25 protein-coding genes are annotated in these 25,133 nt (G+C 51.5%); 14 read left to right on the top strand and 11 right to left on the bottom strand.

Annotated features, from left to right (window positions below; all coding sequences use genetic code 11):
* Together dxs and GS535_RS00125 are read left to right on the top strand one after the other, a co-directional pair.
* Positions 1–1,959 (top strand): 1-deoxy-D-xylulose-5-phosphate synthase, encoded by a 1,959-nt coding sequence (gene dxs / locus GS535_RS00120; RefSeq protein ID WP_160791692.1) that lies wholly within the window; start codon positions 1–3, stop codon positions 1,957–1,959.
* Positions 1,959–2,705 carry a TlyA family RNA methyltransferase gene (locus GS535_RS00125; RefSeq protein WP_160791691.1) on the top strand — a complete coding sequence of 249 codons (747 nt, stop codon included), beginning with the start codon at positions 1,959–1,961 and terminating at the stop codon, positions 2,703–2,705. The genes dxs and GS535_RS00125 overlap by 1 nt, the downstream gene beginning before the upstream one ends.
* Positions 2,706–2,721: 16 nt before the next feature.
* Here GS535_RS00125 and GS535_RS00130 read toward each other — a convergent pair whose 3' ends face one another.
* The 3 genes from GS535_RS00130 to GS535_RS11250 all read right to left on the bottom strand — a co-directional run bounded on the left by GS535_RS00130 (position 2,722) and on the right by GS535_RS11250 (position 4,282).
* Positions 2,722–3,189, bottom strand: coding sequence for a nuclear transport factor 2 family protein (locus GS535_RS00130; protein WP_160791690.1), 468 nt, complete (start codon positions 3,187–3,189; stop codon positions 2,722–2,724).
* A gap of 56 nt (positions 3,190–3,245) precedes the next feature.
* A complete protein-coding gene (locus GS535_RS00135) occupies positions 3,246–3,764 on the bottom strand; it encodes a DUF805 domain-containing protein (RefSeq protein WP_160791689.1) in 519 nt (172 codons plus the stop codon).
* Positions 3,765–3,832: 68 nt separating this feature from the next.
* Positions 3,833–4,282, bottom strand: a complete 450-nt coding sequence (locus GS535_RS11250) for a DUF805 domain-containing protein (RefSeq protein ID WP_160791739.1) — start codon at positions 4,280–4,282, stop codon at positions 3,833–3,835.
* A gap of 438 nt (positions 4,283–4,720) precedes the next feature.
* On the opposite strand from GS535_RS11250, the gene rlmN reads away from it, so the two are divergent.
* The 4 genes from rlmN to trpS all read left to right on the top strand — a co-directional run bounded on the left by rlmN (position 4,721) and on the right by trpS (position 8,914).
* Positions 4,721–5,947: a 23S rRNA (adenine(2503)-C(2))-methyltransferase RlmN gene (gene rlmN / locus GS535_RS00145; protein WP_160791688.1), complete on the top strand. Its 1,227-nt coding sequence runs from the start codon at positions 4,721–4,723 to the stop codon at positions 5,945–5,947.
* Between the two features lie 88 nt (positions 5,948–6,035).
* Positions 6,036–7,268 (top strand): argininosuccinate synthase, encoded by a 1,233-nt coding sequence (locus GS535_RS00150; protein ID WP_160791687.1) that lies wholly within the window; start codon positions 6,036–6,038, stop codon positions 7,266–7,268.
* Between the two features lie 42 nt (positions 7,269–7,310).
* Positions 7,311–7,814 (top strand): FKBP-type peptidyl-prolyl cis-trans isomerase, encoded by a 504-nt coding sequence (locus GS535_RS00155; protein WP_160791686.1) that lies wholly within the window; start codon positions 7,311–7,313, stop codon positions 7,812–7,814.
* A 110-nt stretch (positions 7,815–7,924) separates the two neighbouring features.
* A complete protein-coding gene (gene trpS, locus GS535_RS00160) occupies positions 7,925–8,914 on the top strand; it encodes a tryptophan--tRNA ligase (RefSeq protein WP_160791685.1) in 990 nt (329 codons plus the stop codon).
* A 7-nt stretch (positions 8,915–8,921) separates the two neighbouring features.
* Here trpS and lpxB read toward each other — a convergent pair whose 3' ends face one another.
* From lpxB to rpmI, 5 genes are all read right to left on the bottom strand, one after another.
* On the bottom strand, positions 8,922–10,139 hold the full coding sequence (lpxB, locus tag GS535_RS00165; protein WP_160791684.1) for a lipid-A-disaccharide synthase: 1,218 nt from the start codon (positions 10,137–10,139) through the stop codon (positions 8,922–8,924).
* A gap of 21 nt (positions 10,140–10,160) precedes the next feature.
* The gene (gene pheT, locus GS535_RS00170) at positions 10,161–12,629 is read right to left on the bottom strand and encodes a phenylalanine--tRNA ligase subunit beta (RefSeq protein ID WP_160791683.1); all 2,469 of its coding nucleotides are present in this window, start codon (positions 12,627–12,629) and stop codon (positions 10,161–10,163) included.
* A gap of 1 nt (position 12,630) precedes the next feature.
* Complete coding sequence (gene pheS / locus GS535_RS00175; protein ID WP_160791682.1) at positions 12,631–13,701, bottom strand: phenylalanine--tRNA ligase subunit alpha; 1,071 nt, start codon at positions 13,699–13,701, stop codon at positions 12,631–12,633.
* A 129-nt stretch (positions 13,702–13,830) separates the two neighbouring features.
* Positions 13,831–14,184 carry a 50S ribosomal protein L20 gene (rplT, locus tag GS535_RS00180; RefSeq protein ID WP_018980279.1) on the bottom strand — a complete coding sequence of 118 codons (354 nt, stop codon included), beginning with the start codon at positions 14,182–14,184 and terminating at the stop codon, positions 13,831–13,833.
* Between the two features lie 17 nt (positions 14,185–14,201).
* The gene (gene rpmI / locus GS535_RS00185) at positions 14,202–14,402 is read right to left on the bottom strand and encodes a 50S ribosomal protein L35 (RefSeq protein ID WP_160791681.1); all 201 of its coding nucleotides are present in this window, start codon (positions 14,400–14,402) and stop codon (positions 14,202–14,204) included.
* A gap of 364 nt (positions 14,403–14,766) precedes the next feature.
* Here rpmI and GS535_RS00190 point away from each other — a divergent pair, with 364 nt between their 5' ends.
* On the top strand, positions 14,767–17,223 hold the full coding sequence (locus GS535_RS00190) for a membrane-bound PQQ-dependent dehydrogenase, glucose/quinate/shikimate family (RefSeq protein WP_160791680.1): 2,457 nt from the start codon (positions 14,767–14,769) through the stop codon (positions 17,221–17,223).
* Between the two features lie 180 nt (positions 17,224–17,403).
* The gene (locus GS535_RS00195; protein WP_237442140.1) at positions 17,404–17,679 is read left to right on the top strand and encodes a hypothetical protein; all 276 of its coding nucleotides are present in this window, start codon (positions 17,404–17,406) and stop codon (positions 17,677–17,679) included.
* Positions 17,680–17,767: 88 nt separating this feature from the next.
* On the opposite strand, the gene GS535_RS00200 is transcribed toward GS535_RS00195, so the two are convergent.
* From GS535_RS00200 to hslV, 3 genes are read right to left on the bottom strand one after another with little or no spacing between them, the layout of a single operon-like run.
* Positions 17,768–18,202, bottom strand: coding sequence for a SufE family protein (locus GS535_RS00200; protein WP_370518141.1), 435 nt, complete (start codon positions 18,200–18,202; stop codon positions 17,768–17,770).
* 59 nt (positions 18,203–18,261) lie between these two features.
* On the bottom strand, positions 18,262–19,578 hold the full coding sequence (gene hslU / locus GS535_RS00205; protein ID WP_160791679.1) for an ATP-dependent protease ATPase subunit HslU: 1,317 nt from the start codon (positions 19,576–19,578) through the stop codon (positions 18,262–18,264).
* Positions 19,575–20,162, bottom strand: a complete 588-nt coding sequence (gene hslV, locus GS535_RS00210; protein ID WP_370518139.1) for an ATP-dependent protease subunit HslV — start codon at positions 20,160–20,162, stop codon at positions 19,575–19,577. Before hslV ends, hslU begins: the two co-directional genes overlap by 4 nt.
* A 339-nt stretch (positions 20,163–20,501) precedes the next feature.
* Here hslV and GS535_RS00215 point away from each other — a divergent pair, with 339 nt between their 5' ends.
* The 6 genes from GS535_RS00215 to GS535_RS00240 all read left to right on the top strand — a co-directional run bounded on the left by GS535_RS00215 (position 20,502) and on the right by GS535_RS00240 (position 25,131).
* On the top strand, positions 20,502–20,936 hold the full coding sequence (locus tag GS535_RS00215) for a hypothetical protein (RefSeq protein ID WP_160791678.1): 435 nt from the start codon (positions 20,502–20,504) through the stop codon (positions 20,934–20,936).
* 21 nt (positions 20,937–20,957) lie between these two features.
* Positions 20,958–21,704, top strand: a complete 747-nt coding sequence (locus GS535_RS00220; RefSeq protein ID WP_160791677.1) for an ATP-binding cassette domain-containing protein — start codon at positions 20,958–20,960, stop codon at positions 21,702–21,704.
* 26 nt (positions 21,705–21,730) lie between these two features.
* On the top strand, positions 21,731–22,573 hold the full coding sequence (locus GS535_RS00225) for a hypothetical protein (protein ID WP_160791676.1): 843 nt from the start codon (positions 21,731–21,733) through the stop codon (positions 22,571–22,573).
* Entirely contained in the window at positions 22,570–23,205 is a 636-nt protein-coding gene (locus GS535_RS00230) for a YdcF family protein (RefSeq protein WP_160791675.1), read from the top strand. The genes GS535_RS00225 and GS535_RS00230 overlap by 4 nt, the downstream gene beginning before the upstream one ends.
* Positions 23,206–23,276: 71 nt before the next feature.
* The gene (locus GS535_RS00235; RefSeq protein WP_160791736.1) at positions 23,277–24,014 is read left to right on the top strand and encodes a 1-acyl-sn-glycerol-3-phosphate acyltransferase; all 738 of its coding nucleotides are present in this window, start codon (positions 23,277–23,279) and stop codon (positions 24,012–24,014) included.
* 58 nt (positions 24,015–24,072) lie between these two features.
* Positions 24,073–25,131, top strand: coding sequence for a hypothetical protein (locus tag GS535_RS00240; protein WP_160799093.1), 1,059 nt, complete (start codon positions 24,073–24,075; stop codon positions 25,129–25,131).
* Positions 25,132–25,133 lie beyond the last annotated feature (2 nt).

Consider the following 25,133-nt stretch of genomic DNA (forward strand, 5'->3'; position numbering starts at 1 on the left):
ATGAGCACTTCTCACTCTTCTATTCCGACATACGGACAATTCCCAACACTTGACCAGGTAACGATTCCCTCAGATTTACGAAATTTTTCGACTGAGCAACTCACAAACCTCGCCAATGAACTCCGCTCCGAAACTGTTGATGCCGTTTCAACAACAGGGGGGCATCTTGGCCCCTCTCTTGGGGTTGTTGAGCTTACCGTTGCGCTCCATGCCGTTTTCAACACACCTGATGATCGCATTATCTGGGATGTTGGCCATCAAGCCTACCCGCATAAAATCCTAACAGGACGCCGCGACCGTATTCGCACGTTGCGACAACCCGGCGGGCTCTCTGGTTTCACACGGCGTGCTGAAAGCCCTTACGACCCCTTTGGGGCTGCCCATTCATCTACGTCTATCTCCGCAGGGCTGGGCATGTCTGTTGCCCATCATCTCCGTGCTGAAAAAGACCCTAGCTATAAAGAACGTAACGTCGTTTCGATCATCGGTGATGGCTCTATCTCCGCAGGAATGGCGTATGAAGCGTTAAACAATGCCGGTGCAATCGGGGCTGGGGCCGAACGTCTCATTGTCATTCTCAATGATAATGAGATGTCGATTGCCCCACCTGTGGGGGCGATGTCCAACTACCTAACGCGTTTGATGTCATCGCGGCGCTTCCTGACCCTGCGTGACCTTGCGGGCAAGCTCGCTAAACGCTTGCCTTCCCGCATTGAGCGTACCGCTAAAAGAGCGGAAGAATATGCTCGTGGTATGATCACAGGTGGCACCCTCTTTGAGGAGATGGGCTTTTATTATGTTGGCCCCGTTGACGGGCATGACATGAACCAGCTCGTACCCATCCTCCGTAATCTTCGTGATGCCGAGAATAATGGGCCTGTCCTGCTCCATGTCATCACAGAAAAAGGCCGCGGGTATAAGCCAGCTGAAAATTCTGGTGATAAATATCACGCCGTCAGTAAATTTGATGTTGAAACCGGCAAGCAGAAGAAAGGGCCTTCTGGCCCTCCAAGCTACACCACAGTATTTGCGCGTGAGCTGCTCCACCGTGCCGACCAAGATGATAGCGTTGTCTCCATCACCGCCGCGATGCCTTCCGGCACAGGTCTGACAGAAATCGCCCAAAAGCACCCCAAGCGCTGCTTTGATGTCGGCATTGCTGAGCAACATGCTGTGACCTTTGCCGCCGGTCTTGCCTCTGAGGGGATGCGTCCTTTTTGCGCGATTTACTCAACCTTCCTTCAGCGAGCCTTTGACCAGGTTATGCATGATGTAGCACTGCAAAATCTGCCTGTGCGTTTTGCCGTTGATCGTGCCGGTTTTGTCGGAGCCGATGGCGCCACCCATGCTGGGTCTTTCGACCTCAACTATCTATGTTGCTTACCCAACATGACGGTCATGGCACCGGCTGACGAAGTTGAATTGCTTCATATGACAGCCACTGCTTGGGCCCATGATAGCGGCCCTATTGCCATGCGCTACCCGCGTGGTTCAGGCCGCGGGCTGGAACTCCCTGATGAGGGAACAGCTCTGGAAATCGGTAAAGGCCGTATTATTCACGATAGTGACGGTGAAGGCGTTGCTATTCTCACTCTCGGGCCACGCCTCTACGAGGCTCTTGAAGCCGCTAAAACGCTCACCGCTCAGGGCATCCCTGTCACTGTTGCCGATGCTCGTTTTGCTAAACCTTTGGATACGGAGCTTGTTGAGAAACTCGCTAAGCAGCACCGTGTCTTCATTACAATTGAGGAAGGCGCCCCCGGTGGGTTTAGCTCACAAGTCGTGCAATGTCTCACCAGCTCTACATTATTAGACCGCTTGGCTTTCCGTCCCATGGCTTTCCCAGATGCATGGCTCGACCATAACACGCCTGAGGCGCAATATGAGGAAGCGGCCTTAACGGCCCCCCATATCGTCAAAACAGCGCAAGATGCATTGAAAGTAAAGGCTGCTCAGTAATGGCTAAGAGGCGTGCTGATCAGCTCCTCGTTGAACGCGGACTTGTTGAGAGCCGCACACGTGCTCAGGCATTAATTATGGCGGGGCTCGTCTATTCGGGCCCCCACGCTGACAAGCCGGTTAAAAAAGCGGGGGATCAAATCCCTGAGGATAAGCTTCTGACCCTCAAAGGTCAGGATCACCCTTGGGTCTCACGCGGCGGCTTAAAGCTCGCTCATGCGTTAGAAGAGTTTCCTTTACAGGTTGCAGACGCTATCGCTGTGGACGTTGGCGCCTCTACAGGAGGCTTTACCGACGTTCTCCTCCATCATGGCGCACGGAAGGTCTACGCCGTTGATGTTGGACATGGCCAGCTTGCATGGAAGTTACGCTCTGATGAGCGCGTCGTTGTGCTTGAAAAAACCAATGCTCGCCATCTGACAACGGAGCAGATCCCAGAATCTCCTTCGATCATCGTGTGTGACGCAAGTTTTATTGGCCTCCGCACCGTTCTCCCCGCCGCTATGGAACTCGCAGCGTCAGGAGCCTGGATGGTAGCGCTGATCAAACCGCAGTTTGAAGCAGGCCGCGCGGATATCGGCCCCAAAGGGGTTGTGCGCGATCCTGCCGTTCATGAGCGCGTTTGTGAGGAAATTCGCTCATGGTTGACCTCTCTGCCCGACTGGACTGTTCTTGGTCTCACCAAAAGTCCGATCACTGGGCCTGAGGGGAATGTAGAATTCCTCATTGTCGCTCGTAAAAGTTAAGGGCCCAAGCTGGATTTTATAAACCCAGCACTTCCATATCTGGAAAATCCTCTGGACGACTTTCTCCAGACCAGCATAACACACGTTCCTCTTCCAGAATTTGCACGTCATTGATGCTGGCATGGCGGCTGCTCATTTGCCCGTTAGGCGCAAACTGCCAGTTCTCATTACCGTAAGAACGCCACCATTGCCCAGCCTGATCCTGCCACTCATAGGCAAAACGCACAGCGATGCGGTTTTCGTGAAAAGCCCAAAGGGACTTTATCAACCGATAATGCCGCTCTTTCTGCCATTTCTGGGTTAGAAACTGCACAATGTCCTCGCGACCGTTCACAAACTGATCACGATTACGCCAGCGTGAATCTAATGTATAAGCCTGCGCAACACGCTCAGGATCACGACTATTCCACGCATCCTCGGCAAGCCTCACCTTCTGTGAGGCTGTGTCACGCGTAAAGGGAGGCTTGGGTGGAAATAGAGACATCACTGTTCACCTTTCACTGACGACACTTCATTTACCAGTGAGAGACCTTTTCCCTCTTAAAGCAATTCTTTTTTCTTTTTCTGAAATTCTTCTTCCGTCAAAATACCTTGATCACGTAATTTCCCTAATTTCTCAATTTTTTCCAAATTGTCTGATGAAAAAGAATTATTAAACTGTGCACAACTATCCCCCCATTGAGGTTCTTCACCTGCCTTAGGATTGGGTCCAAAACGGTTTGTTTGTGGGTCACTATCCAGGCAATAAAAAACTAAGTTTACAACAGGTAAAAGCATCCACCAGCCCGAGTGATTACTATCGTGCAGCCGTCGTGCATTCACAGACAAATTAGGGATGATCATCGCAAGATGATATATCGCACTCACAATTTGAACGGCATCAATAAGCAGGATATTCTTAGACTCATGCACTATAAAAGCAGAACCTGTTAAAGAAAAGGAAATCAAATAGTAGCAGAGATTGAAATACCAGAACTCGCGCCTCCTCGTACGACCTTTAAAATGAGCGTAATGACGCAGCGCTAGCACAAAACAATAAAATGGGTTACTCGTTTCCATCGAGTTTATCCTTTCATACAATATATCTCTTTATTATCTCAAAAAAATAAAGAGATATATTGTATACGCTACAAAATCTTTCTTTTCTGCTCCTGAAACTCTTCCTCTGTTATAATACCCTTCTCCCTTAATCGTCCCAACTTCTCCAAAAAATCCAAAGAGCCATGTGTCAGTGGTACGACTGGCATTACCGGTTCCATCTCCATATGTTGACTGTTTCCTATAGAAGATGTGCCCATAGGCTTTGGCGTAAAATCAAAACGATTATCTGAATCATTACCTCGACGGCACAATAAAACCAAATTGTAACCAGGAACCCACATCCACCAACTTTTGTGATTTGTATCATGTAAGCGTCTAACAGTAACCGCGATCCTTGGAATGAAGAAAAATGCACAAGTCGCACAATAAATAAGAAAAACAATACCAACAAAAAGATTTATTAAATCACTTTTTGTATTATATACATCGAAAAAATAATATGCAATGGCAATAATTAAGTATTGTGCAATTAATATACACTAAAGGATAACAATAAAACTCCAATACTCTTTTCGAGTTGCTCGACCATTTAAATCAGCATATTTTTTTAATGCATACAAAAAACACTGCCACATATTCTTGTCTTCCATTACCATATCCTTCCATTCTATGTTCTGCTAATTCGGGAACCTAAAATGTTCTTCACACCTACCAAAGCAACATTTTCTTTTACTCTTAACACTCTTATGCGCTCAAACTGACTTGTTCTTTTAAACCATCCCCAAATAGCCTAAAGGCCCATCCGTCTCTGTATTTATGCTCTATCCTCATTTAATGACAACGATACACTTAAACACAGCATCAACGTCACCATCATGAAGAACCATCACAACATTCATATCTCCGGCCAAGGACCTCATATTAAGAGGCAATTTTCTAGTTTTTCCTACCCTACCATGCTATGAGCCGCGCCTATGACACATCCGGTTCCATCAACATCTAAAAACTCCCCAGAAGCTGCAGCCCTGAATGAAGCAGAACGCCAACGCATTCAGGCTAAGTCGGCTCTTTTTGCTCCTCCTCCCGCCACAACGGACGATGGACGTAAAGAGCTTGTCGGTCTCTCCCGCGAAGAGCTTACTCAAGAGCTCGTCGCCATTGGTGAAAAGCCTTTCCGTGCAAAACAAGTCTGGCATTGGATTTACCACCAAGGGGCAACAGACTTTTCAGCGATGAGCAGCATCGCCAAGCCACTGCAAGCCAAGCTCGCTCAACATTTTGTGGTGAGCCGTCCCGGTATTGTGACTGAGCAAACCTCCAAAGACGAAACACGCAAGTTCCTCTTCCGCTTCCGCGATGGGCAAGAGGCTGAAACAGTTTATATCCCAGACCGTCGTGAGGAACGCGGCGCCGTATGCATCTCCTCCCAAGTTGGCTGCACCCTCTCCTGCTCGTTTTGCCATACAGGCACACAGAAGCTCGTGCGTAATCTTGGAGCGGCCGAAATCGTAGGGCAATTTATGGCAGCTCGCGATAGCTACAACGAATGGCCAAGCCCTAAAGACGGCACCACACGTCTCCTGTCCACGATCGTACTCATGGGCATGGGAGAGCCATTCTATAACTACGACAATGTAGCCAAGGCCATGAAGATTATCATGGATGGTGAAGGGATCGCCCTTTCGCGGCGGCGGATTACGCTCTCGACCTCTGGGGTCGTGCCCATGATGGATCGCTGTGGGGAAGAACTTGGGATCAATCTTGCAATCTCCCTCCACGCTGTGCGCAATGAGCTACGAGATCAGCTCGTGCCACTCAATCGTAAATATCCGATTGAAGAGCTGATGGCCGCATGCCGCCGTTACCCGGCCGCATCGAACTCACGGCGGATCACTTTTGAATATATTATGATCCGTGGCGTTAATGATAGCGATGAGGAAGCACGTGAGCTTGTGCGTCTTTTAGACGGTATTCACGCCAAAGTGAATCTCATTCCATTCAACCCATGGCCCGGCTCTGACTATCGCCCGTCAACGCGAGAACGCTTGGCAAGCTTTGCTCAAATTGTCATGGATGCAGGCTATTCTGCGCCAATCCGTATGCCACGCGGTAAAGATATTCTTGCTGCATGTGGTCAGCTCAAAACACAAAGTGAGCGCAAGCGTCGGCTTGAGCAAGCGCTTGCAGAGAATGACCTATAGCCCTTTGCTCTAGTCGCTCGGTCCTCCAGATGCTACAAGGTTGCCTACAAAAACGATCATAACACTCCCTGAGAGGACCGAATTTATTATGGGCAGCTCCTCAGACGTCAAAAAAGTCGTCCTGGCTTATTCAGGTGGACTCGATACGTCCGTTATTCTCCGTTGGCTTCAACAGCATTATGGCTGCGAGGTTGTCACCTTTACGGCCGACCTCGGCCAAGGAGAAGAGCTTGAACCCGCACGCCGCAAAGCCGAGCAGTTCGGGGTTAAAGAGATTTTCGTTGAAGATCTGCGCGAAGAATTCGTAAAAGACTACGTCTTCCCGATGTTCCGCGCTAATACGCTTTATGAAGGCCAGTATTTGCTGGGTACCTCTATTGCACGCCCGCTTATTTCAAAACGTCAAATTGAAATTGCCGAAGCCGTTGGTGCTGACGCTGTCGCACATGGCGCAACAGGTAAAGGCAATGACCAAGTTCGTTTCGAACTTTCCTATTACGCGCTAAAACCTGATGTGAAGGTGATTGCCCCTTGGCGTGAATGGGATCTCAACTCCCGCACCAAGCTGCTGGACTTTGCTGAGAAGAACCAAATTCCCGTTACCAAAGACAAGCGCGGTGAGGCCCCCTTCTCTGTTGATGCAAACCTATTGCATTCTTCTTCTGAAGGTAAAATCCTTGAAGACCCCGCTGTTGCACCAGATGAGATCGTCTTCCAGCGTACCATCTCACCTGAAGCAGCTCCAGACAAAGCCACCGAAATCACCATCGACTTCAAACATGGCGACCCTGTAGCCCTAAACGGTGAGGAGCTTTCCCCTGCTACGCTTCTCACGCGCCTCAATGCCCTGGGTCGTGACAACGGTATTGGCCGTCTTGATATTGTCGAGAACCGCTTTGTTGGCATGAAATCACGTGGGATTTACGAAACCCCGGGTGGCACAATTCTTCTCCATGCCCACCGTTCCATGGAAACCATTACATTGGATCGTGAAGCAGGCCATCTCAAAGACAGCATCATGCCGCGTTATGCTGAGCTGATCTATAATGGCTTGTGGTTCTCCCCCGAGCGTCACATGCTGCAAGCATTGATTGATAGCAGCCAAAACTCCGTAACAGGCCGTGTCCGCATGAAGCTGTATAAAGGCAATGTGGTGTGCGTCGGTCGCGAAAGTCCGAACAGCCTGTATGACGCTCGCGTTGTTACGTTTGAGGACGACGAAGGTGCCTACAATCAGGTCGATGCTCAAGGCTTTATCCGCCTCAATGCCCTGCGTTTGCGCCTTGGTGCGAACATTGGTCGCCGGGGTGGCTCAACCTAAAACGGCGTTCCTTATGTCGTGAACATCATGGGAAGAAACATCATGCGCCGCTCTTTACGTTTATCGCTATCGCTCCTCCCTGCCATGACACTTGCTAGCCTCATCGGGCTAGCAGGATGTTCTGGAGATGGAAACAAACCAGAGCTCACCCCAGCCCAATTCATGGCGCAGGTTTATCGCACGCCTCAGGTGCACAAATTACCCAATGGATTGGCCTATAAGGTCATCAAATCCGGCCCAAAAAATGGGGGAACCCCCCATCGTGGCAGTATGATGATGATCATTTATGAAGGCCGTCTCCCCGATGGCAGCATCTTTGATGCCTCTGAGATGCACACGGGAGCTGCCTATATGGAAATGCCACTGGACGGGGTGATTGAGGGATGGATGCAAGGTCTCCCCCTCATGCATGTAGGCGATACGTGGGAACTGTACGTGCCGCCTAAGCTTGGCTATGGCAATCGTTCTCTTGGTGTTATTCCACCCAATAGCCCGCTGATCTTCAAGATCCAACTTCTGGGTGTTGAAGAAGGAGAAGGCCCATAATGCGTCTTCTCCTGTCTGTTACGCTCACGCGTTAACTCGTATACCTACCGTCTCTTCTTTATACAGAAGAGGCGGTTTTTCTTATTGTCTTTCGCTCATGAGGCCAGTGCATGCAACGCGTTTTTTCGGGCATTCAGCCAACGGGAATTCCTCATCTCGGTAATTATCTTGGGGCAATCCGCAATTGGGTTACACTCCAAAAAGACCATGATTGTTTTTTCTGTCTGGTCGATATGCACACGCTCACTATGCCTTGGACACCACAGGCCCTGCGTGAACAAACATTGGGAAGCACCGCCTGCCTTCTCGCTTCCGGCATTGACCCAACACGTCTTTACAATCAGTCCGCTGTGAGCGCACATGCGCGTCTTGGCTGGATTTTTGACTGCGTGTCACGTCTTGGTTGGCTCAACCGAATGACACAATTTAAGGACAAAGCCGGCAAACATCGTGAAAACCATTCGGCCGGACTTTACGTTTACCCGAACCTGATGGCAGCCGATATTCTGGCCTTTCATGCAACGCGTGTTCCCGTTGGGGATGACCAGCGACAGCATCTTGAGCTGGCTAATGACATCGCGCAAAAATTCAACCACGATATGGGCGTCGACTTCTTCCCTCATATCGACCCTCTTATCCCCCCTCATGCAGCACGTGTGATGAGCCTGCGTGACGGAAACAAGAAAATGTCTAAATCAGACCCTTCAGCTCAGAGCCGCCTTGTTCTGACTGATACAGCTGATGAGATTGCCCAGAAAATTCGTCGCGCTAAAACAGACCCCGATGCACTTCCTAGTGAAGAAGCTGGTCTAGAAGGACGGCCCGAAGCCAAAAATCTCCTCACTATTTATGCAGCGATGACCGACACCACACTTAGTGATGTTTTAGCATCTTTTGGCGGGCAAGGTTTTGGGAGCTTCAAGTCAGCATTAGCTGATATGCTCGTTGAAAAGCTTGCTCCTGTTGCTCATGAAACGCGTCAGTTACTCAACAACGAAGACCATCTTCTGCACGTTCTACGCACGGGAGCAGAGCGCGCACGCTCCGTATCGGAACCGATCGTGAGCGAAGCCGAACGTCTTGTCGGGTTCTTACGCTAAAAGTCGCTTAATGCTCTCTTAAAGCCGAAAGGGGTGTATTGAGCAGCTCAATCACCTCTTCGGCTGCGGCATCAGACGGGGTGCGGCCTCCCGTTGGTGCCAATTTCTCCAAAACAACCGTATAAGCCTCACGTTGCGCCTTCGCCTTTTCTGGATTATCCATCAATTCCTTGACGGTTTGTGCAAGGCATTGCGGCGTACAACGCTCCTGAAGCAATTCAGGCACAACCTCACGCCCTGCAAGCAAATTCACCATCGCCACATAAGGCACCTTGAGAAGACGTCGCGCGATAAACGCAGATATCGGATTTACCCGATATGTCACGGCCATCGGCACATAGGCCATCGCAAGCTCAAGCGTTGAGGTGCCTGATTTCGTTAACGCGCAATCAGCAGCTGCAAAGGCATCGTGCTTATCATGAAGGTCTGTCACAATAATGGGCTGACATTCCCAAGACCCGAGCATTTTTCGCACTAAGGGAGCCATAAGAGGTGTTGCAGGCACAACCACACAAAGATTGGGGTAATGAGTGTGCAGCTGCGTCACCATCTTGCGAAAAACCGGCATAAGTCGTGGAATTTCAGAACGACGGCTTCCCGGCATCAGCAGCAAAACCTTGCTTCCAGACGCCACATCGTGACGCATATAAAAGCGCTCGGCCACACCATGCGTCACCCCTGACTGCAAGACCGGATGCCCAACAAACCGTCCTTCAAAGCCACGCTGCGCAAACCATTCTGGCTCGAAAGGGAAAAGACACAGCAGCCGATCCCATAGCCCTTTATAATGACGTAAGCGCTTTTCACGCCACGCCCAAACCTGCGGCGCAACATAATGCAACCGCCTCATCCCCAGCGGGGCAATACGGCGTAAGAGACGAAACGCAAAGCCGGGACTATCAATCGTAATGACGAGATCTGGCCGACGCAGCTCAATATCCTGCTCGGCCTCCAACAAACGCTGCGATAGCGCTTTAAGCCGTGGAATAATCTCCACAAAGCCCATGATAGAAAGCTCACGCATGGGGAAAAGGCTGCGCAGCCCAAGCGCTTCCATCCGCCCGCCTCCAAGACCCGCAAAAACGAGGCTCGGATCATGACGATGGAGCGCTTGCATCAAACGGGCCCCGATCACATCGCCGCTCGCCTCACCAGCCAAAATCCAGATGACGCGGCCATGATGGTGCAACGGCACCTGTCCCTTCACAGGAACCATATGCACCATAAGCCTGTCCTCCTCTTTCGTTTAGCGACGCAATGTTGCGCCCGTTGCCTTCTGAACGGCCGCTTCAACCGCTTGCGTTAAGCGCTCAAGCTGCTCTTCCTTCAGGCTTTCTTGGTGAGGCTGTAAGGTTACTTCAACCCCTAAGGAACGATGACCTTCTGGCAGACTGCCCCCTTCAAAAATATCAAACAGGCGTACATCGTCGATCAACTTACGGTCAGCCCCTCGCACAGCACGGAGCACATCCTGCACGACCACATCAGCAGACGCCACAAAGGCAAAGTCACGACGCACAGGCTGCAATGCAGAAAGAGCAGGCGCAGCTTTACGCTTTTTCTTAGGCAATGGCACCTTGTCTGGGAACAGTTCAAACAACGCTACCGTGCCGGAAAGACCGAAATGACGCGCAACACGCGGGTGAAGCTCACCAAAGCGTCCCAAAATTTGCTTAGGCCCTTGGCGTAACTGCCCCGAACGCCCCGGATGATAATAGGAAGGCGCATCTGCTGTTGTATTAAGGGAGGCTTCAGGCACATTCAGCTCACCAAGAGCGGCCACGAGATCAGCCTTTGCATCCATCCAGCTTGGCTCTTCTGCGCGATGACCCGGTGCACGAGCTGTCACACCACCACGAATACCCGCAAGCACCATATGCGCCCCTGCTTGCCCAAAACACGGGCCAAGCTCAAAGAAGGCACCATCCCCAACAACGCCAAACCCATGAGCAAGGTTGCGGCCAAGCGCTCGCAGAAGGTTAATCAACGGTGTTGGACGCAGCTGATTAAGGTCTGTTGCAATGGGATTAAGCAGACGTTCACTTTCTCTGACCTCGTCAAAGACAGCAGCATCATGATCAGAAACAAAGGAGAAACCAACCGTCTCCATCATGCCACGGCTAGCACACAGACGACGCAACAAACCGCCCCGCGCTTGACGTGGCGTCAACGCAGGAGCTGGCACCATCGTTTCTCGCGGGAGGGCTGCCATTGGTACGGCATCAAGCCCACGGAGGCGCAGCACCTCCTCAATGAGATCAGCTTCAGCCTCAATCTCTACAACTGTCGCCGCTGCTGCTTTTGCTTTCTCTGCAGGCAAACTCGACGCTTGGTCTAAGACCTGACCAGAGGCCACATCATTGCGCCATGACGGCACCGCGAAAACGGCCTTTTCGTCTGTCTGTTCTGTGAGCGTGAAGCCCAAAGTCTCCAACAGCTCAATAGCCTCTTGAGCTGAGAGATCGACGCCACCAAAGCTCTTCAACCGTTTAAAGCGCAAGCTTGCCGTGCGCTGCCATGCTGGCTCATCGCCGAGCTGGGTGACCTCGCTCGCCTCACCACCGCACAGTTCGATAATCAACGCAGTTGCTGCATCCAAGCCTGGGCGTACGAGAGCGGGGTCAACCCCCCGCTCAAACCGGTAGCGTGCATCGGTCTGAATCCCAAGACGACGCCCCGTCAGAGCAATCTGCACGGCATCAAACAACGCTGATTCAACGAACACATCGGTTGTGTTCTCATCAACAGCGCTCTGCTCTCCACCAATAATCCCAGCGAGAGACTGCACACCATGACCATCCACGATGACCAGATCATCCGTGCCAAGAACATGCTCCTGCCCATCAAGCGCGTGGAAAGTCTCTCGCCCAGCCTGCATCAGCTGAAGCGTATCTCCTGAGATTTTCTGGGCATCAAAAACATGCAACGGACGCCCCAGCGCCACCATGAGATAATTCGTTACATCCACTAGGGCTGATTGTGGTCGAATTCCTACCGCTTCCAAACGACGCTTTAACCAGTCAGGGCTCGGGCCATTCTTTACGCCACGGATCAATCGCCCAACAATGTAAGGGCACGCCGTCTGCTCACCCTGCCAGCTGATCCTGCTCGGCCCATTGCCTGTAATCTCATCAATGACCAGCGGCTTCAATGTTCCAAGACCAGCAGCCGCGAGGTCACGCGCAATACCGCGCACACTAAGCGCATCACCACGGTTTGGCGTAATGGCAATATCAATGACGGGATCATCAAGCTGCGCAAAGTGCACATAATCATGACCAATGGGAGCCTCCTGCGGAAGCTCACCAATACCGTCGCTTTCTTCCCCAATACCCAGCTCACGCAGAGAGCACAGCATGCCCCCACTGACCTGACCGCGGATCTTACCCGCTTTAATGGTCATATCACTCCCGGGGATATAGGTACCCGGGGGAGCAAAAATCACATTAAGACCTGTGCGTGCATTGGGTGCCCCACACACGACCTGAACTTCTTCAAACCCCTCCCCAGCATTTACACGGCAAATCTGCAGCCGGTCTGCATCAGGATGAGGCAGCGCCTCCATAATGGTCGCGACACGAAAGCCAGAAAGGCGTTTGGACGGGTCGTCAACCTCTTCAACTTCCAATCCAATTCTGTTGAGAGTGGCGCAAATCTCATCCAGCGACGCTGAAAAATCTAGATAATCCCGCAGCCATGACAGTGAAAATTTCATCTCAGAATCCTTCCGTCAGCGTAGCCGGTGAAAGCGCCGAAAAACCATAATGACGCAGCCAGCGCAGGTCACTTTCATAAAAAGAGCGCAAATCTGGGATACCGTTTTTCAACATAGCCAAACGCTCAATGCCCATACCAAAAGCAAAGCCCTGCCATTGCTGAGGGTCTAGCCCGCAATTGGCAAGAACGCGCGCATGCACCATGCCCGCACCTAAAACCTCAAGCCAATCTTCTCCAGCTCCAATTTCCCCCGTTTTTCTTGACCAACCGATATCAATTTCCATCGAAGGTTCAGTAAAAGGAAAATAAGAAGCACGAAAACGCACCGGGAGATCAGGCTTATCAAAAAACACACGCAAGAATTCAACGAGGCAGCCTTTAAGATGCCCCAGCGTAATATTTTCTTCGACAACCAACCCTTCACATTGATGGAACATCGGGGAATGGGTCGCGTCATGGTCAGCACGGTACGTACGCCCCGGCGCAATAATACGGACAGGAGCGCCTTCATCTAGCATGGTGCGAATCTGAACACCTGATGTTTGCGTCCGCAATACGCGGGGGTCTTCTCCCTCTTGTTCAGAGGGCAGATAAAACGTGTCTTGGTCTGTGCGCGCTGGATGATGGTCTGGCGTATTAAGAGCAGAAAAATTATGCCACTGTGTTTCGACATCTGGCCCCTCAGCCACACGGAAACTCATGGCGGAAAAAATGCTCGTAATTTCTTCAATCGTGCGACTGATGGGGTGAATTTTACCAACCATAGGCATCGCCGGCGGTTGGGTAACATCAACTTTCTCGTCATTAAGACGTTTCTGGAGCGCTTCTTCTTCTATCTCTTGTCCGCGCGTTTCAATCAGCACGGTCAGCTCATCACGCAAGCGGTTAAGCGACTGTCCGCGCTCTTTACGCTCTTGAGGAGGGAATGTCCCTAATTGCCTAAGAAGTCCAGTCAACTTTCCAGAACGCCCTAAGGTGCCCACACGCACCGCGTCCCACTCAGCGCGGGTTTGCGCTTCTGCAAGAGCTTCGACAGTCTCGCTCTTTAATGTTTCGAGATCGTTGGCCATACCGCCTGTCTTTCACCACCATAAAAAACGGGCCACCCCGCATATGCAGGGTAGCCCGCCAGTCACATCCCTCTTCCGAGCGTTCCCAAAAGAGGGGAAGCCACCGTGACTCGTTGTAAGGGAAAAACCTTACAGAGCCGCTTGGGCCTTACGTACGATTTCAGCAAAGGCTTCTGCATCATCATACGCGATAGCAGCAAGCACCTTACGGTCAATCTCGATCCCTGCCTTGTTCAAACCATTGATGAAACGGCTATAGGTCAGGCCATGTTCGCGTGTTGCCGCACCAATACGCTGAATCCACAAAGAGCGGAAATCACGCTTTTTGTTGCGACGGTCGCGATACGCATAACGCAGAGCTTTCTCAAGACGCTCCAGCGCAATACGATAGTTTGTTGAGGAACGTCCGCGATAACCCTTGGAGAGCTCGAGAACTTTTTTATGACGAGCGTGGGTGGTTACACCCCGTTTAGCACGTGCCATGGTCTGTTATCTCCTTCTCAAAGCCCGTAGGGTGCCCATTGTTTCACGGTGCGTGAATCCATAGGCGTCATGGCTTGAGAGCCACGGCTGCTACGCTTCATCTTCTGCGGACGTTTGATCAGACCATGCTGCTTGTTCCCCGGACCGCACATCACTTTGCCGGTCGCGGACACTTTAAACCGCTTCTTAACCGAAGACTTTGTCTTCATCTTGGGCATTTTGCTCTCCCTTATAATCACAAGCTACAATGTAAGGAACATTCTAGCCGCACGGCCAGGCATGCCACTTTGGGCCCGGACGCGTGCATAACTCGCGCGTTTATATCGACAATGGTGCGCCATCACAAGAGAGAATTCGTGGGAAGCTCCTATGAGCTTAACATTTTGTAAGAAACGCCCTATATATGGCGCAACTTCTAGCCACAGGATCGTTTAACGCTCCCTTAATTATTAGGTCGCAAATAAAGGATGTAGGACAAAATTAACCCTATTTTTTGTCTTTTTACCTGACTTTGTGTTTAATCAACCATGAACCTGCTTTAATGAAGAGGCTAGGACTGTCATAAGTTTTAAGGCTTGCCCCATGTCTTCTATTTCCAAAACACGGGGGCTTTGGCCAGCGATTGCAGCACTCGCGGTTGCACTCATTGGCCTTTTGCTGGCTATCGGCGGCGTTTGGTCCGCTGTTGAAGGTGGCCCCCTTTATTATCTGATCAGCGGTATCGGCTTCTTGCTGACGGCCCTGCTCCTTTTTAAGCGAAATCCTGCTGGACTTGCGCTTTATGCGCTTATCTTGTTTGGCACGCTTATTTGGGCGCTTTGCGTCTCTGGGCTTGATGTCTGGGGGCTCCTCCCACGGCTTGATATCGTCTTGATCGTCGGGATTGTGCTTTTACTGCCTTTCATCTCCCGCCCACTTGCCGCTAGTCGTGCTGCCACACTGCCGCTCCTCGGCGCTGTGTGCTTAAGTGCCTTGGCGCTCGTCGTTTCCGCGTTTATGGATCCTCACGACCAAGCAGGATCATTACCAACGACCATCGCCAATATGCATCCTGCAGACCCTGACAATGTACCACCAGGGGAATGGCACTCCTATGCACGCACGCAAGCTGGTCAGCGCTGGTCACCACTGACGCAGATTAACTCTCAGAATGTTAATAAGCTCAAAGTGGCCTGGGTCATGCATACGCATGATTTGCCAGGGGCTCCTAATGACCCGGCAGAAGAAACCAATGAAGCGACCCCTATTGAGTTTAATAACACGCTTTATTTCTGCTCCATCCATCAAAAGCTCTATTCGGTTGATGCAACCACTGGCAAAACAAACTGGATCTTCGACCCTAAGGTTCAAATTAAGCCAACATTCCAGCATCTGACCTGCCGAGGCGTGAGCAAACATACAGCTCCCGCAAATCCTGTCGATTCAGACGGTCAGGCTGTCTCCCTCAATGATTGCGCCAACCGCATTGTGATGTTGGTCAATGATGGACGTCTGCTTGAAGTGGACGCTGCCACTGGACAGCGTTGCCATGGGTTCGGCAAGGATGGTGAAGTGGACTTGCGCTTCTCTCATCAGCCTTACACGACGCTTGGGGAATACGCACCAACCTCACCGCCTGTCGTGACGGACAAATATGTCATCGTGAACTCCGCGGTTCGGGATAATGGGTCTATCAACCAACCTTCCGGCGCTACCCGTGCGTATGACGTTTACACAGGTAAGCTGGCATGGGTTTTTGATGCAGCGAACCCTGACCCTAACGAAATGCCGAGTGAAGAACATCCGCATTTCCACTCGAACTCCCCCAATTCTTGGATCGTCTCTGCCTACGATAAAAACCTTAATCTGGTTTATATCCCCATGGGCGTTGGCACTCCTGATGAATGGGGCGGCCACCGCTCTAAAGAAGCAGAACGTTTTGTCCCAGGGATTGTCGCACTAAACGCGGATACTGGGAAACTAGCATGGTTCTATCAGACCGTTCATCACGATCTATGGGATATGGACGTTCCGGCTCAGCCAACTTTGGTGGATATCACTCAAAAAGATGGCTCGCTGGTTCCCGCTATTTATGTCCCAGCCAAAGATGGTGATGTGTTCGTTCTGGATCGTCGGACAGGTAAAACGATTGTTCCAGCTCCTGAAGTTCCCGTTCCTCAAGGCCCAGCTCCAGGCGATTACACCAGTCCAACACAGCCTGAATCTCAGCTGACATTACGCCCTAAAGCACCGATGTCAGACAAGGATATTTGGGGTGGAACGATCATCGACCAAATGTTCTGCAGCGTGTATTTCCACAGCCTGCGCTATGAAGGCCCTTTCACACCGCCTTCAACACAGGGCACGCTTGTCTTCCCGGGCAATCTTGGCATGTTCGAATGGGGTGGCCTCTCGGTTGATCCACAGCGTCAGATCGCTTTCATCAATCCGATTGCTCTTCCCTTTGTGTCTCAGCTGGTTCCTCGAGGCCCTGACAATCCAACTTGGCCAAATGGTGAAGCAAAGGCTTCCTCTGGGGAAACTGGGGTACAGCCTAATTACGGAACACCTTTTGGGATCAATCTGCATCCATTCTTGGATCCAGTTTTACTTCCATTAGGGCTTCCCGTGCCATGCCGCATACCACCCTGGGGAACTGTCGCAGGCCTAGACCTACGCACCAACAAGATTGTTTGGCAGCACCGTAACGGCACTTTCCGTGACTCTCTGCACGGATCATCACTGCCAATCCAGATGCCACCCATCAAAATTGGTGTGCCAAGCCTTGGTGGCCCATTGTCCACTGCTGGGAATGTTGCGTTCCTCACATCAACGCAGGATTACTATATCCGTGCCTATGATATGACGAACGGTAAAGTCATCTGGCAAGACCGCCTCCCTGCCGGAGCGCAGTCAACACCGATGACGTATTCCGTCAACGGACGGCAATATATCATTACTTATGCAGGGGGCCATGGCTCCTTCATGAGTAAGATGGGCGACAGCCTCATTGCTTATGCATTGCCAGAGGAAAAAACTACACAGGATGCTCATCATTAAGTCTATCTAGCTCGACATAATGCATGTGCAAAAAGGGGGAAGCGCTCATACGCTTCCCCCTTTTTTTATGACGCAGAGATGACAGAGGCTTAACTATTCATTCTTACCCAAAATAGTTACAAAGGGTGCAACCTGCCGTAGGCAGCTCTATAGGATTTTTCTCTATAAGGAGAGGTTATTATGATGTTCCGTCGTTTTGCTTTTGCTGCTCTTGCTCTCAGCACAGTCGCGGGCCAGACTGCTCTTGCTCAAGGCTCCACTCAACCTTGCCGTGATGCGAAGGGTAAGTTCACGAAATGTGAACAGAAGAGCAAACCAGCTCCTTGCCGTGATGAAAAAGGGAAATTTACAAAGTGCGATAAAAAAGGTGCCAAAAAAGCCCACATGAAATCCGACATGCCAATGAAGCGCGGCATGCCTGATGCAGGAATGCCAGCAGATAATGGAGCACACTAAGACGCTCTAACGCTTACAAAAAACCCCACCCCTTATAAAGGAGGTGGGGTTTTTTGTAAGAATATGTCTCAAGCTAAGAAGACGTATTTTATGCAGCAGCCCGTGCTCTAATCGCTTGAGCCATAGCTTCTACACCATTCCCACGATTGGTTGATAATGCTTGAACAAGCCCGAGTTCATGAAGGAAACGAGCATCTGTTGCCAAAATCTCTTCCGCCGTTCGGCCAGAATACACCCGCAGCAATAATGCGACGAGCCCCTGAACGATCGCCGCATCAGAAGCGCCCGCAAAGAACAGCCTCCCCTCCTGTTCTGTTGCCTCTAGCCATACTTGGCTCTGACATCCGGGAACACGATGAGAGTCATTCTGCCATTCCAAAGGAAAGGGCGGAATTTTCCGCCCAAGCTCAATGATATACTGATAGCGTTCCATCCAGTCATCAAAGAGAGACAACTCATCACCAATGGCTGCAATTGCTGAGGCTGCTTTATCTTCTTCTGGCGCCACAAAAGGTGGCTTAATCATCTCAGACACTCAAGAACTCCATCCCGGCATAATATTTCAAAGGGTTTTCCCGCTTTTTATAAAATAAAGCGGCTCAAATCACCCTTCTGCATCAAAGGCGATACTTTCTCATGCACTTCTTCGGCTGTAATCCGCACAACTTCACCAGAGCGCTCTGACGCTGTGAAAGAAATATCCTCCAACAAACGCTCCAACACGGTTGCTAAACGACGAGCCCCGATATTTTCAACACGCTCGTTAATATCAGCACCGAGTTCCGCCAAAGCATCAATCGCGGCCTCGTCAAATTCCAGCCGCACACCCTCTGTCGCCATCAGCGCTGTATATTGCTTTACCAACGAGTGCTCAGGCTCAAGTAAAATACGCCGCAGGTCTTCTCGTGTTAGAGCCGAAAGCTCAACACGAATAGGCAGCCGCCCTTGCAGCTCAGGCAATAAATCTGATGGTTTCGCGATATGAAAAGCACCAGAGGCAATAAACAAAATATGGTCTGTTTTTAACGAACCATGCTTCGTCGTGACCGTTGTTCCTTCAATAAGTGGCAACAAATCACGCTGCACACCTTCACGAGAGATATCCCCCGTGCGCGCGCCCTGCTCTGAGGTTGCACAAACTTTATCAATCTCATCAAGGAAAACAATGCCATGCTCTTCAGTATGAGCAACAGCCTCTCGACTAAGCGCCTCCTCGTCGAGAAGCTGATCTGCCTCCTCTCGCATGATGTGCTCACGCGCTTCTGCAACAGTCATTTTCTTCTCGACAGGCTCACGCCCCATCGCGCCGCGCATCACATCGCCTAAATTGACGACTTGTCCTGGAAGCATCGGCGGGAAGTCCCCTCCAGAAGAGGCCGATGAAGAGTCGGCTAAGATTTCGATTTCAATCTCTTTTTCTTCCAGATCGCCATCCCGCAGCATCTGCCGGAAATGTAAACGTGCGTCCGCTGTAGCCTCTTTCCCAGCCAATGCTTCAACTAAACGCTCTTCTGTCGCTTTTTCAGCTTGCGGCTGAACGTCCTTTATTTTCTTCTCACGCAACAGCGTGCGGGCAACATCGACGAGATCACGCACAATACTATCGACGTCACGGCCAACGTAACCGACTTCTGTAAATTTCGTCGCCTCAACCTTGAGGAAAGGCGCATTGGCAAGACGGGCTAAACGGCGTGCAATTTCGGTCTTGCCGCAGCCGGTCGGCCCAATCATGAGGATATTTTTGGGCACGACCTCTTCACGCAGTCCTTCAGGCAGCTGCGCCCGGCGCCAACGATTACGCAACGCCACCGCAACAGCGCGTTTTGCCTCATCTTGACCGATAATAAAGCGGTCAAGCTCATGGACCGTCTGACGTGGAGCAAACTCAACGACACTCATGAACGTTCCTCTTCCCTCTCACCTAGGGTTTCAATCCGCACGGAGTGATTGGTGTAAACGCAAATATCACCGGCAATCTTCATGGCCCGACGCGCGACTTCTTTCGCGTCTAACCCGTCGACATCCATCAAAGCGCGTGCCGCAGAAAGTGCAAATTGCCCCCCTGAACCAATGGCGATAAGTCCATCTTCTGGCTCCAGAACATCGCCATTCCCCGTTAGGGTAAACGAACGGTTTTCGTCAGCCACGGCCATCATCGCTTCCAGACGACGAAGATAGCGATCCGTCCGCCAATCCTTGGCGAGCTCCACGCAAGCACGCTCTAGCTGGCCCGGGTGCCTCTCCAGCTTGCCTTCCAACCGCTCAAGAAGCGTAAAAGCATCAGCAGTTGCACCAGCAAAACCTGCAAGAATGGTGCCTTTAGGGCCAATACGCCGTACTTTACGCGCATTTCCTTTAATCACCGTTGAGCCAAGCGTGACCTGTCCATCTCCAGCCATCGCCACTTGCGATCCGCGTCGTACACAAAGGATGGTCGTACCATGCCAGCCGACCGGATCATGAGAAACAGTTTGATTCATCATACTCCTCCAAATTGGGCAGCCAGCCGCGTGAAGACAAGGCCTCCCTCGTCCGTTATAAGGCTATTCGCCTTCAAAGCCGTCACTTTCAATGCCATAGAAAACCATCTAGCATGTTCTCTCCCCAGAGTAACGACACAACCCATGGCTTTCTTGGCCACCTAAAGAGAGACAATCGCCTATCAAGATGCTAAACTTTCTCCCTCAGGGAAAGTGCTCCCCTTCATAAGGCGCTCACACAACGCTTCTTAAAGGGTTCTGAAACCTCTTGCCCTGTATGAAGACGTTATCCAACGCCCTTTTAGGGCTCTCTTGTTTGCATCACGATCAACGGGACTCTCGATGGACACGCCCTCCTCTACGGAACACACTTCTGATCCTAAGCCTGAACGTATGGTTGACCAACGACGCGCCTCATCACAGGTCGTCCCCATGGTTTGGTCGATCATACAGAATATTATCTGGGCCTTTGCCCATGCGCTTTCATGCTTTCTTCTTCAAATTACCGAGCTTTTCGCACCGTTTCTTCTGCTCATCGGCATTGCATGGAGCCTCGTGCCCCATATTATCGGGATCGCGAACAGCAGCCTAAGCAGTGCAACAAATGACCAGCAGACGAAAGAACTGGTAGATCATGTAACACGTTCTTTCCCAACGCAGATTGAACTTGCAGGCCGTATCCTCACCCCCCATGGTCTCATTATGGATGGGATTCTCCTGATGGTCATCTCAGCCATTGCAGCCACATGTGCAACATGGCTTGGACGCCGGCTGTAACAACACAACGTACAGGTTTTTATGATGATTGAGCTCCGTGATGTCATCTTGCCGGTAGCGCCCTCGCTCATGAAGGAAGGGCGCCAACATCTTTCATTACAGCTCTCATCCGGTCAATTCTTCCGCGTTTGCGGCCCAGCTGGAAGCGGAAAAACAGCGCTACTGAACCTATTAGCCCTACGCTCCGCGTTTCAGGGCGGCCTCTCTCTCTTTGGCCATGCCATCACAAGGCGCCTTTCCCACAAAACGCGCACTCTCATTCGACAACGTATCGGCTATCTCGAAGAGGTCCCGTTTCTCTCCCCCCAGCTGACACTCTTTGAAAATATCGCTTTGCCTTTATCCATACAGAAGGCCGCCCGGCGCGATATCATCCATGAAACAACATCTATCCTTTCATGGCTTTCCCTCAACCATTGCAGAGACCTTAAACCATCGAGCCTCTCCTCTTCGGAGCGTTTGCGTGCTGCTTGCGCCCGTGCGCTCATTGCACGCCCCTCTCTCCTCCTCCTTGAAGGAGACCCTATGTGCGCTGACCCAGAGCTCTGCTCACGTCTGCTTCCTGCTTTGGGAGATTTTATACACAGTGGCACCACGATTGTACTTACAACCCGCCATGCTGATACTTTTGAAGGCCTTCTTCCCACACCCTCATTGTATTTACCCCATCAGCCTAAACCGTCATTCACAGAGAATGAGCCGTCATTTTTCTCTCCCCCTCAAGGAGAAGAACCGCCCCTCTCTGCACGCGAGTCTTTAATACCATGAGACACGCCTCCTTAATGCGTAGCTGCTTGGCGCGTCCGCGTTTGATCCTCCTGACCCTCTGCGCCGCCCTCAGCACAGTCGGAATAGGGCTCAGCCTCGCCAGTATGTGGGGTGGCATCTTCCTAGCCCAACAATGGGATATAGGGCCGGCACGCATCGCATTGATTCTCTTGCCAACAGAGCACCCACCGCCATCGACAGAGCTGTTACAGCATTTTTCCGAAATTCCGGGAGCTTCTCATGTCCGTTCCCTCTCGTCTGCTGAGGTCAACACTCTCCTCACGCAATGGAACGCCCCTTGGCCAAACCCTGTGCCCCCGATCATCGCCCTCAACTACACAGGCACTCCTTCGCGCCTTGAGCAAAGCGTAAAAGAAACGCTCCCTACCGCAACACTGATAGCCCCTCCCCAGCAGCACAGCTCTATTCCCTCTTTTACAGCTATTATTTATCCAGCTTCTCTGCTCAGTGCGCTCATTGGCACACTCACATCCAGCGCTGTTTTGATTATCAGTATTGCTCTTTCAGCGCAGTCTGCGCGCCTGATTCAAAGTGCTGATTTGACGCTCCTTGCACAGCTTGGCTGCCCGTTACATCGTGCCTATTGGGCAACCACACTACGTTTTGGCATCTCCTGCTGCATCGGGAGTATTTTAGGGCTCTTGATACTCCTCCCTATGCTTTACATTCTCATGGCTCTGTTGAGCCCTTTAATGCATCAAGCCCCTCCACAGGTCTCTTTATTGTTTGACGTGTCTCATCCTTCACGGCTCCATTTTTTATATCTTCTCCCGCTTTTCTATGCCGTGTTAGGATGGATGGTGAGCGAGTTTTTCTATTACACATCCCTACGGGCGCCTTTGCCATGATGTCCCGCCTGCGCTGGAAAACGGTTCTTCTGACAAGCAGTCTCTCTATTATACTGCTTGTTGGGCCGATTGGCTTTCTATGCTTTTGCCTCAATGCGGCTCTGCGCCCCCTCTCACCACCAGTACTCCCGCACGTAGCCTCCCCTCATGATGGGCTTGTTGTGCTTACTGGTGGAGAAGACCGCATCACTACGGCATTGCATCTCCTCCAAGACCATCCTGACCTTCCGTTGCTCATCTCAGGCGTCGCTCCCCAGACCCATATGCAACCCATTATTGGGCCGAAAATAACGTCTTTCCCTTCTCATCTGCGTAAGCAGATCACCCTCGGACGTCGTGCGATCGGCACAGTTGGTAATGTGCGTGAGACTGAACAATGGGCGCACGACCATCACCTGACCCATATCGTCCTCATTACCTCAACCTACCACATGCCCCGCGCATTGCTGGAATTCCACTATGTTGCGCCTCACCTAGACATGACGCCGTATCCTGTACGCGCCCAATCGCTCTCCCATCTCTGGAATAAGCGGACATGGGCCATCCTCACGCGTGAATATATAAAGCTCCTCGGTGCTATTATACGCAGCTCTATGCACACTCCCCAACATCCTTACGACCTCACTCCATAACGAACTGATGAAAGAAGGGTCGATTTTTTACTTGCCTGCTTGATAGGTTTCAGGCCATGCAATCACGTATGATGAGCCTTGTTCGCGGTACACTTTTTAATCTTTATCTTCTCCTTCTCACCCTCGTTATGGGGATTGCGGCGTTTCCTATTCGCTTAAGCAATAAAGACGCTTGGGCCCTACGCTATGCCAAGCTCTGGTCTCGTGCCGTGCTTTGGGGACTACGCACACTCTGCAGTATCCGGATCACAATAACCGGGACAGAGCACTTGCCCAGCGGCCCCTTTCTCATCGCTTCTCAACATCAATCCTTCTTTGATGGTTTTGTATGGATGAATGCGGTACCCCTACCGGCCTATGTTATTAAGCAAGAGCTCACTAAGATCCCTCTCGTTGGCCCTATGCTGTTGCTAAGTGGGATGATCCCCGTTAATCGCGCCGGAGGATCTCAGGCTCTCCGCACGATGATGGAGCGTGTCTCACAAGCCCAAGAGCGCGGACGGCAGATTATCCTCTTCCCAGAAGGTACACGCACAAAGCCCGGCGAGCGCGTTTCACTCCAAAACGGGATTGTCGCTCTCGCACGTCAGGCAACAACACCCATCATTCCTGTCGCAACAAATTCCGGCTTGTTTTGGCCACGCTCCCCATGGCGTAAATATCCCGGCACGTTGATCGTCGCGATTGGAGAGCCCCTTCCCGCTTTACGTGGACGAATGCTTATTCCAGCGGTTGAACACGCGTGGGATAAACTCTCTGACACCCACGCCCTTCCCCGTGATAAAGTCACACAAGACCCTCCCTCCTAACGTCAGCTATGGCCCTTCATTGAGAGACTCTTCTGCCCCCATATCCCGCTTACGGTTTGTGTTACGACACTACCCAGCGCGCCTTATCACGATCACGCTTGGCCTGCTTGTTGCACTCACACTGCTTGATGTCTGGGCTTATCGTCTCGCTACCAAGCATATGGAGCACCAACTCGCACTCTTCCAAGAGAGCTGTCGTTCCAACGCTATAACACTCTCCATCGGGCACGTCTCACCACAAGGCTGGCCATTTGGGGCTGGGCTTTCGCTCTCTCATATTCAATTTCATACGCAGCATGACGCTTTACAGATCGGGGGCGCAAGCACATCTGCCCAGCTGGGCGGTTCGTGGGCCACATGGCTCCTCAATGCGCTACAGCACCGCTCTCTTCCATTATTAAGCGACGGCGAAACGATCCTCCGTCTTGTCGCTCATGATCGCGACCTCACGATCCATCTCCATAAACTGCATCTCACCTCAAAACGTCATGCCACCCATAGCACAGCGGCTCTTTCCCTTGGGGATGTCCGCTTTACGTCCGAACAAGCTGAACTCTCCGGTGCCCTTAACACCCTCAGCGGGAAGATTTACTGGAATACACACCCCTCTTTGACAGACAGCGCCCTCGCGATCGACCTCAAAGCATTACAGCTCCAACTCAACCATCCAGACATTCCGCACCACCACCCTTTAACGCAGCTTCATGTCGTCGCAGCTCTGCCGGGGTGCCACTCCTCCTTAATGGACACGCTTACGAAGAGCTGCATTCTCCGTCTGCATGAGCTAAGCGCAGATTTCCCACTCCTCGACTCCTCTTCTCACTTCTCTTTTGGTGGGAAGATCAGCATTCCTGAAGGGGATGGTGCCGTTACCCTTCAAGTCACCCATTGGCGCAACAGTGCCTTACAGATTCTTGAACGCCCCGAGGCACAGCAGCAACTCTCGCCTGCTATGCTGAAATTTCTTCAGCATGCTCTCACGCCGCCTTCATCGTCTGTCACCATCCCGACTGAACGTCCCCTCAGCATAAGCGTGGCGCTCAGCCATGGCTTACCGACCGGCCTCAACGCCGAAAAACTGCGTATGCTTCAACGTTTTCTTCCGCACGCACCATGACA

The organism is Saccharibacter sp. EH611 (assembly GCF_009834765.1).
GTDB lineage: Bacteria > Pseudomonadota > Alphaproteobacteria > Acetobacterales > Acetobacteraceae > Saccharibacter.

Excerpts from the sequence above, each read along its gene's own strand:
- dxs (WP_160791692.1), top strand. The coding sequence starts at position 1 with ATGAGCACTTCTCACTCTTCTATTCCGACATACGGACAATTCCCAACA.
- GS535_RS00125 (WP_160791691.1), top strand. The coding sequence starts at position 1,959 with ATGGCTAAGAGGCGTGCTGATCAGCTCCTCGTTGAACGCGGACTTGTT.
- GS535_RS00130 (WP_160791690.1), bottom strand. The coding sequence starts at position 3,189 with ATGTCTCTATTTCCACCCAAGCCTCCCTTTACGCGTGACACAGCCTCA.
- GS535_RS00135 (WP_160791689.1), bottom strand. The coding sequence starts at position 3,764 with ATGGAAACGAGTAACCCATTTTATTGTTTTGTGCTAGCGCTGCGTCAT.
- rlmN (WP_160791688.1), top strand. The coding sequence starts at position 4,721 with ATGACACATCCGGTTCCATCAACATCTAAAAACTCCCCAGAAGCTGCA.
- GS535_RS00150 (WP_160791687.1), top strand. The coding sequence starts at position 6,036 with ATGGGCAGCTCCTCAGACGTCAAAAAAGTCGTCCTGGCTTATTCAGGT.
- GS535_RS00155 (WP_160791686.1), top strand. The coding sequence starts at position 7,311 with ATGCGCCGCTCTTTACGTTTATCGCTATCGCTCCTCCCTGCCATGACA.
- trpS (WP_160791685.1), top strand. The coding sequence starts at position 7,925 with ATGCAACGCGTTTTTTCGGGCATTCAGCCAACGGGAATTCCTCATCTC.
- lpxB (WP_160791684.1), bottom strand. The coding sequence starts at position 10,139 with ATGGTGCATATGGTTCCTGTGAAGGGACAGGTGCCGTTGCACCATCAT.
- pheT (WP_160791683.1), bottom strand. The coding sequence starts at position 12,629 with ATGAAATTTTCACTGTCATGGCTGCGGGATTATCTAGATTTTTCAGCG.
- pheS (WP_160791682.1), bottom strand. The coding sequence starts at position 13,701 with ATGGCCAACGATCTCGAAACATTAAAGAGCGAGACTGTCGAAGCTCTT.
- rplT (WP_018980279.1), bottom strand. The coding sequence starts at position 14,184 with ATGGCACGTGCTAAACGGGGTGTAACCACCCACGCTCGTCATAAAAAA.
- rpmI (WP_160791681.1), bottom strand. The coding sequence starts at position 14,402 with ATGCCCAAGATGAAGACAAAGTCTTCGGTTAAGAAGCGGTTTAAAGTG.
- GS535_RS00190 (WP_160791680.1), top strand. The coding sequence starts at position 14,767 with ATGTCTTCTATTTCCAAAACACGGGGGCTTTGGCCAGCGATTGCAGCA.
- GS535_RS00195 (WP_237442140.1), top strand. The coding sequence starts at position 17,404 with ATGATGTTCCGTCGTTTTGCTTTTGCTGCTCTTGCTCTCAGCACAGTC.
- hslU (WP_160791679.1), bottom strand. The coding sequence starts at position 19,578 with ATGAGTGTCGTTGAGTTTGCTCCACGTCAGACGGTCCATGAGCTTGAC.
- hslV (WP_370518139.1), bottom strand. The coding sequence starts at position 20,162 with ATGATGAATCAAACTGTTTCTCATGATCCGGTCGGCTGGCATGGTACG.
- GS535_RS00215 (WP_160791678.1), top strand. The coding sequence starts at position 20,502 with ATGGACACGCCCTCCTCTACGGAACACACTTCTGATCCTAAGCCTGAA.
- GS535_RS00220 (WP_160791677.1), top strand. The coding sequence starts at position 20,958 with ATGATGATTGAGCTCCGTGATGTCATCTTGCCGGTAGCGCCCTCGCTC.
- GS535_RS00230 (WP_160791675.1), top strand. The coding sequence starts at position 22,570 with ATGATGTCCCGCCTGCGCTGGAAAACGGTTCTTCTGACAAGCAGTCTC.
- GS535_RS00235 (WP_160791736.1), top strand. The coding sequence starts at position 23,277 with ATGAGCCTTGTTCGCGGTACACTTTTTAATCTTTATCTTCTCCTTCTC.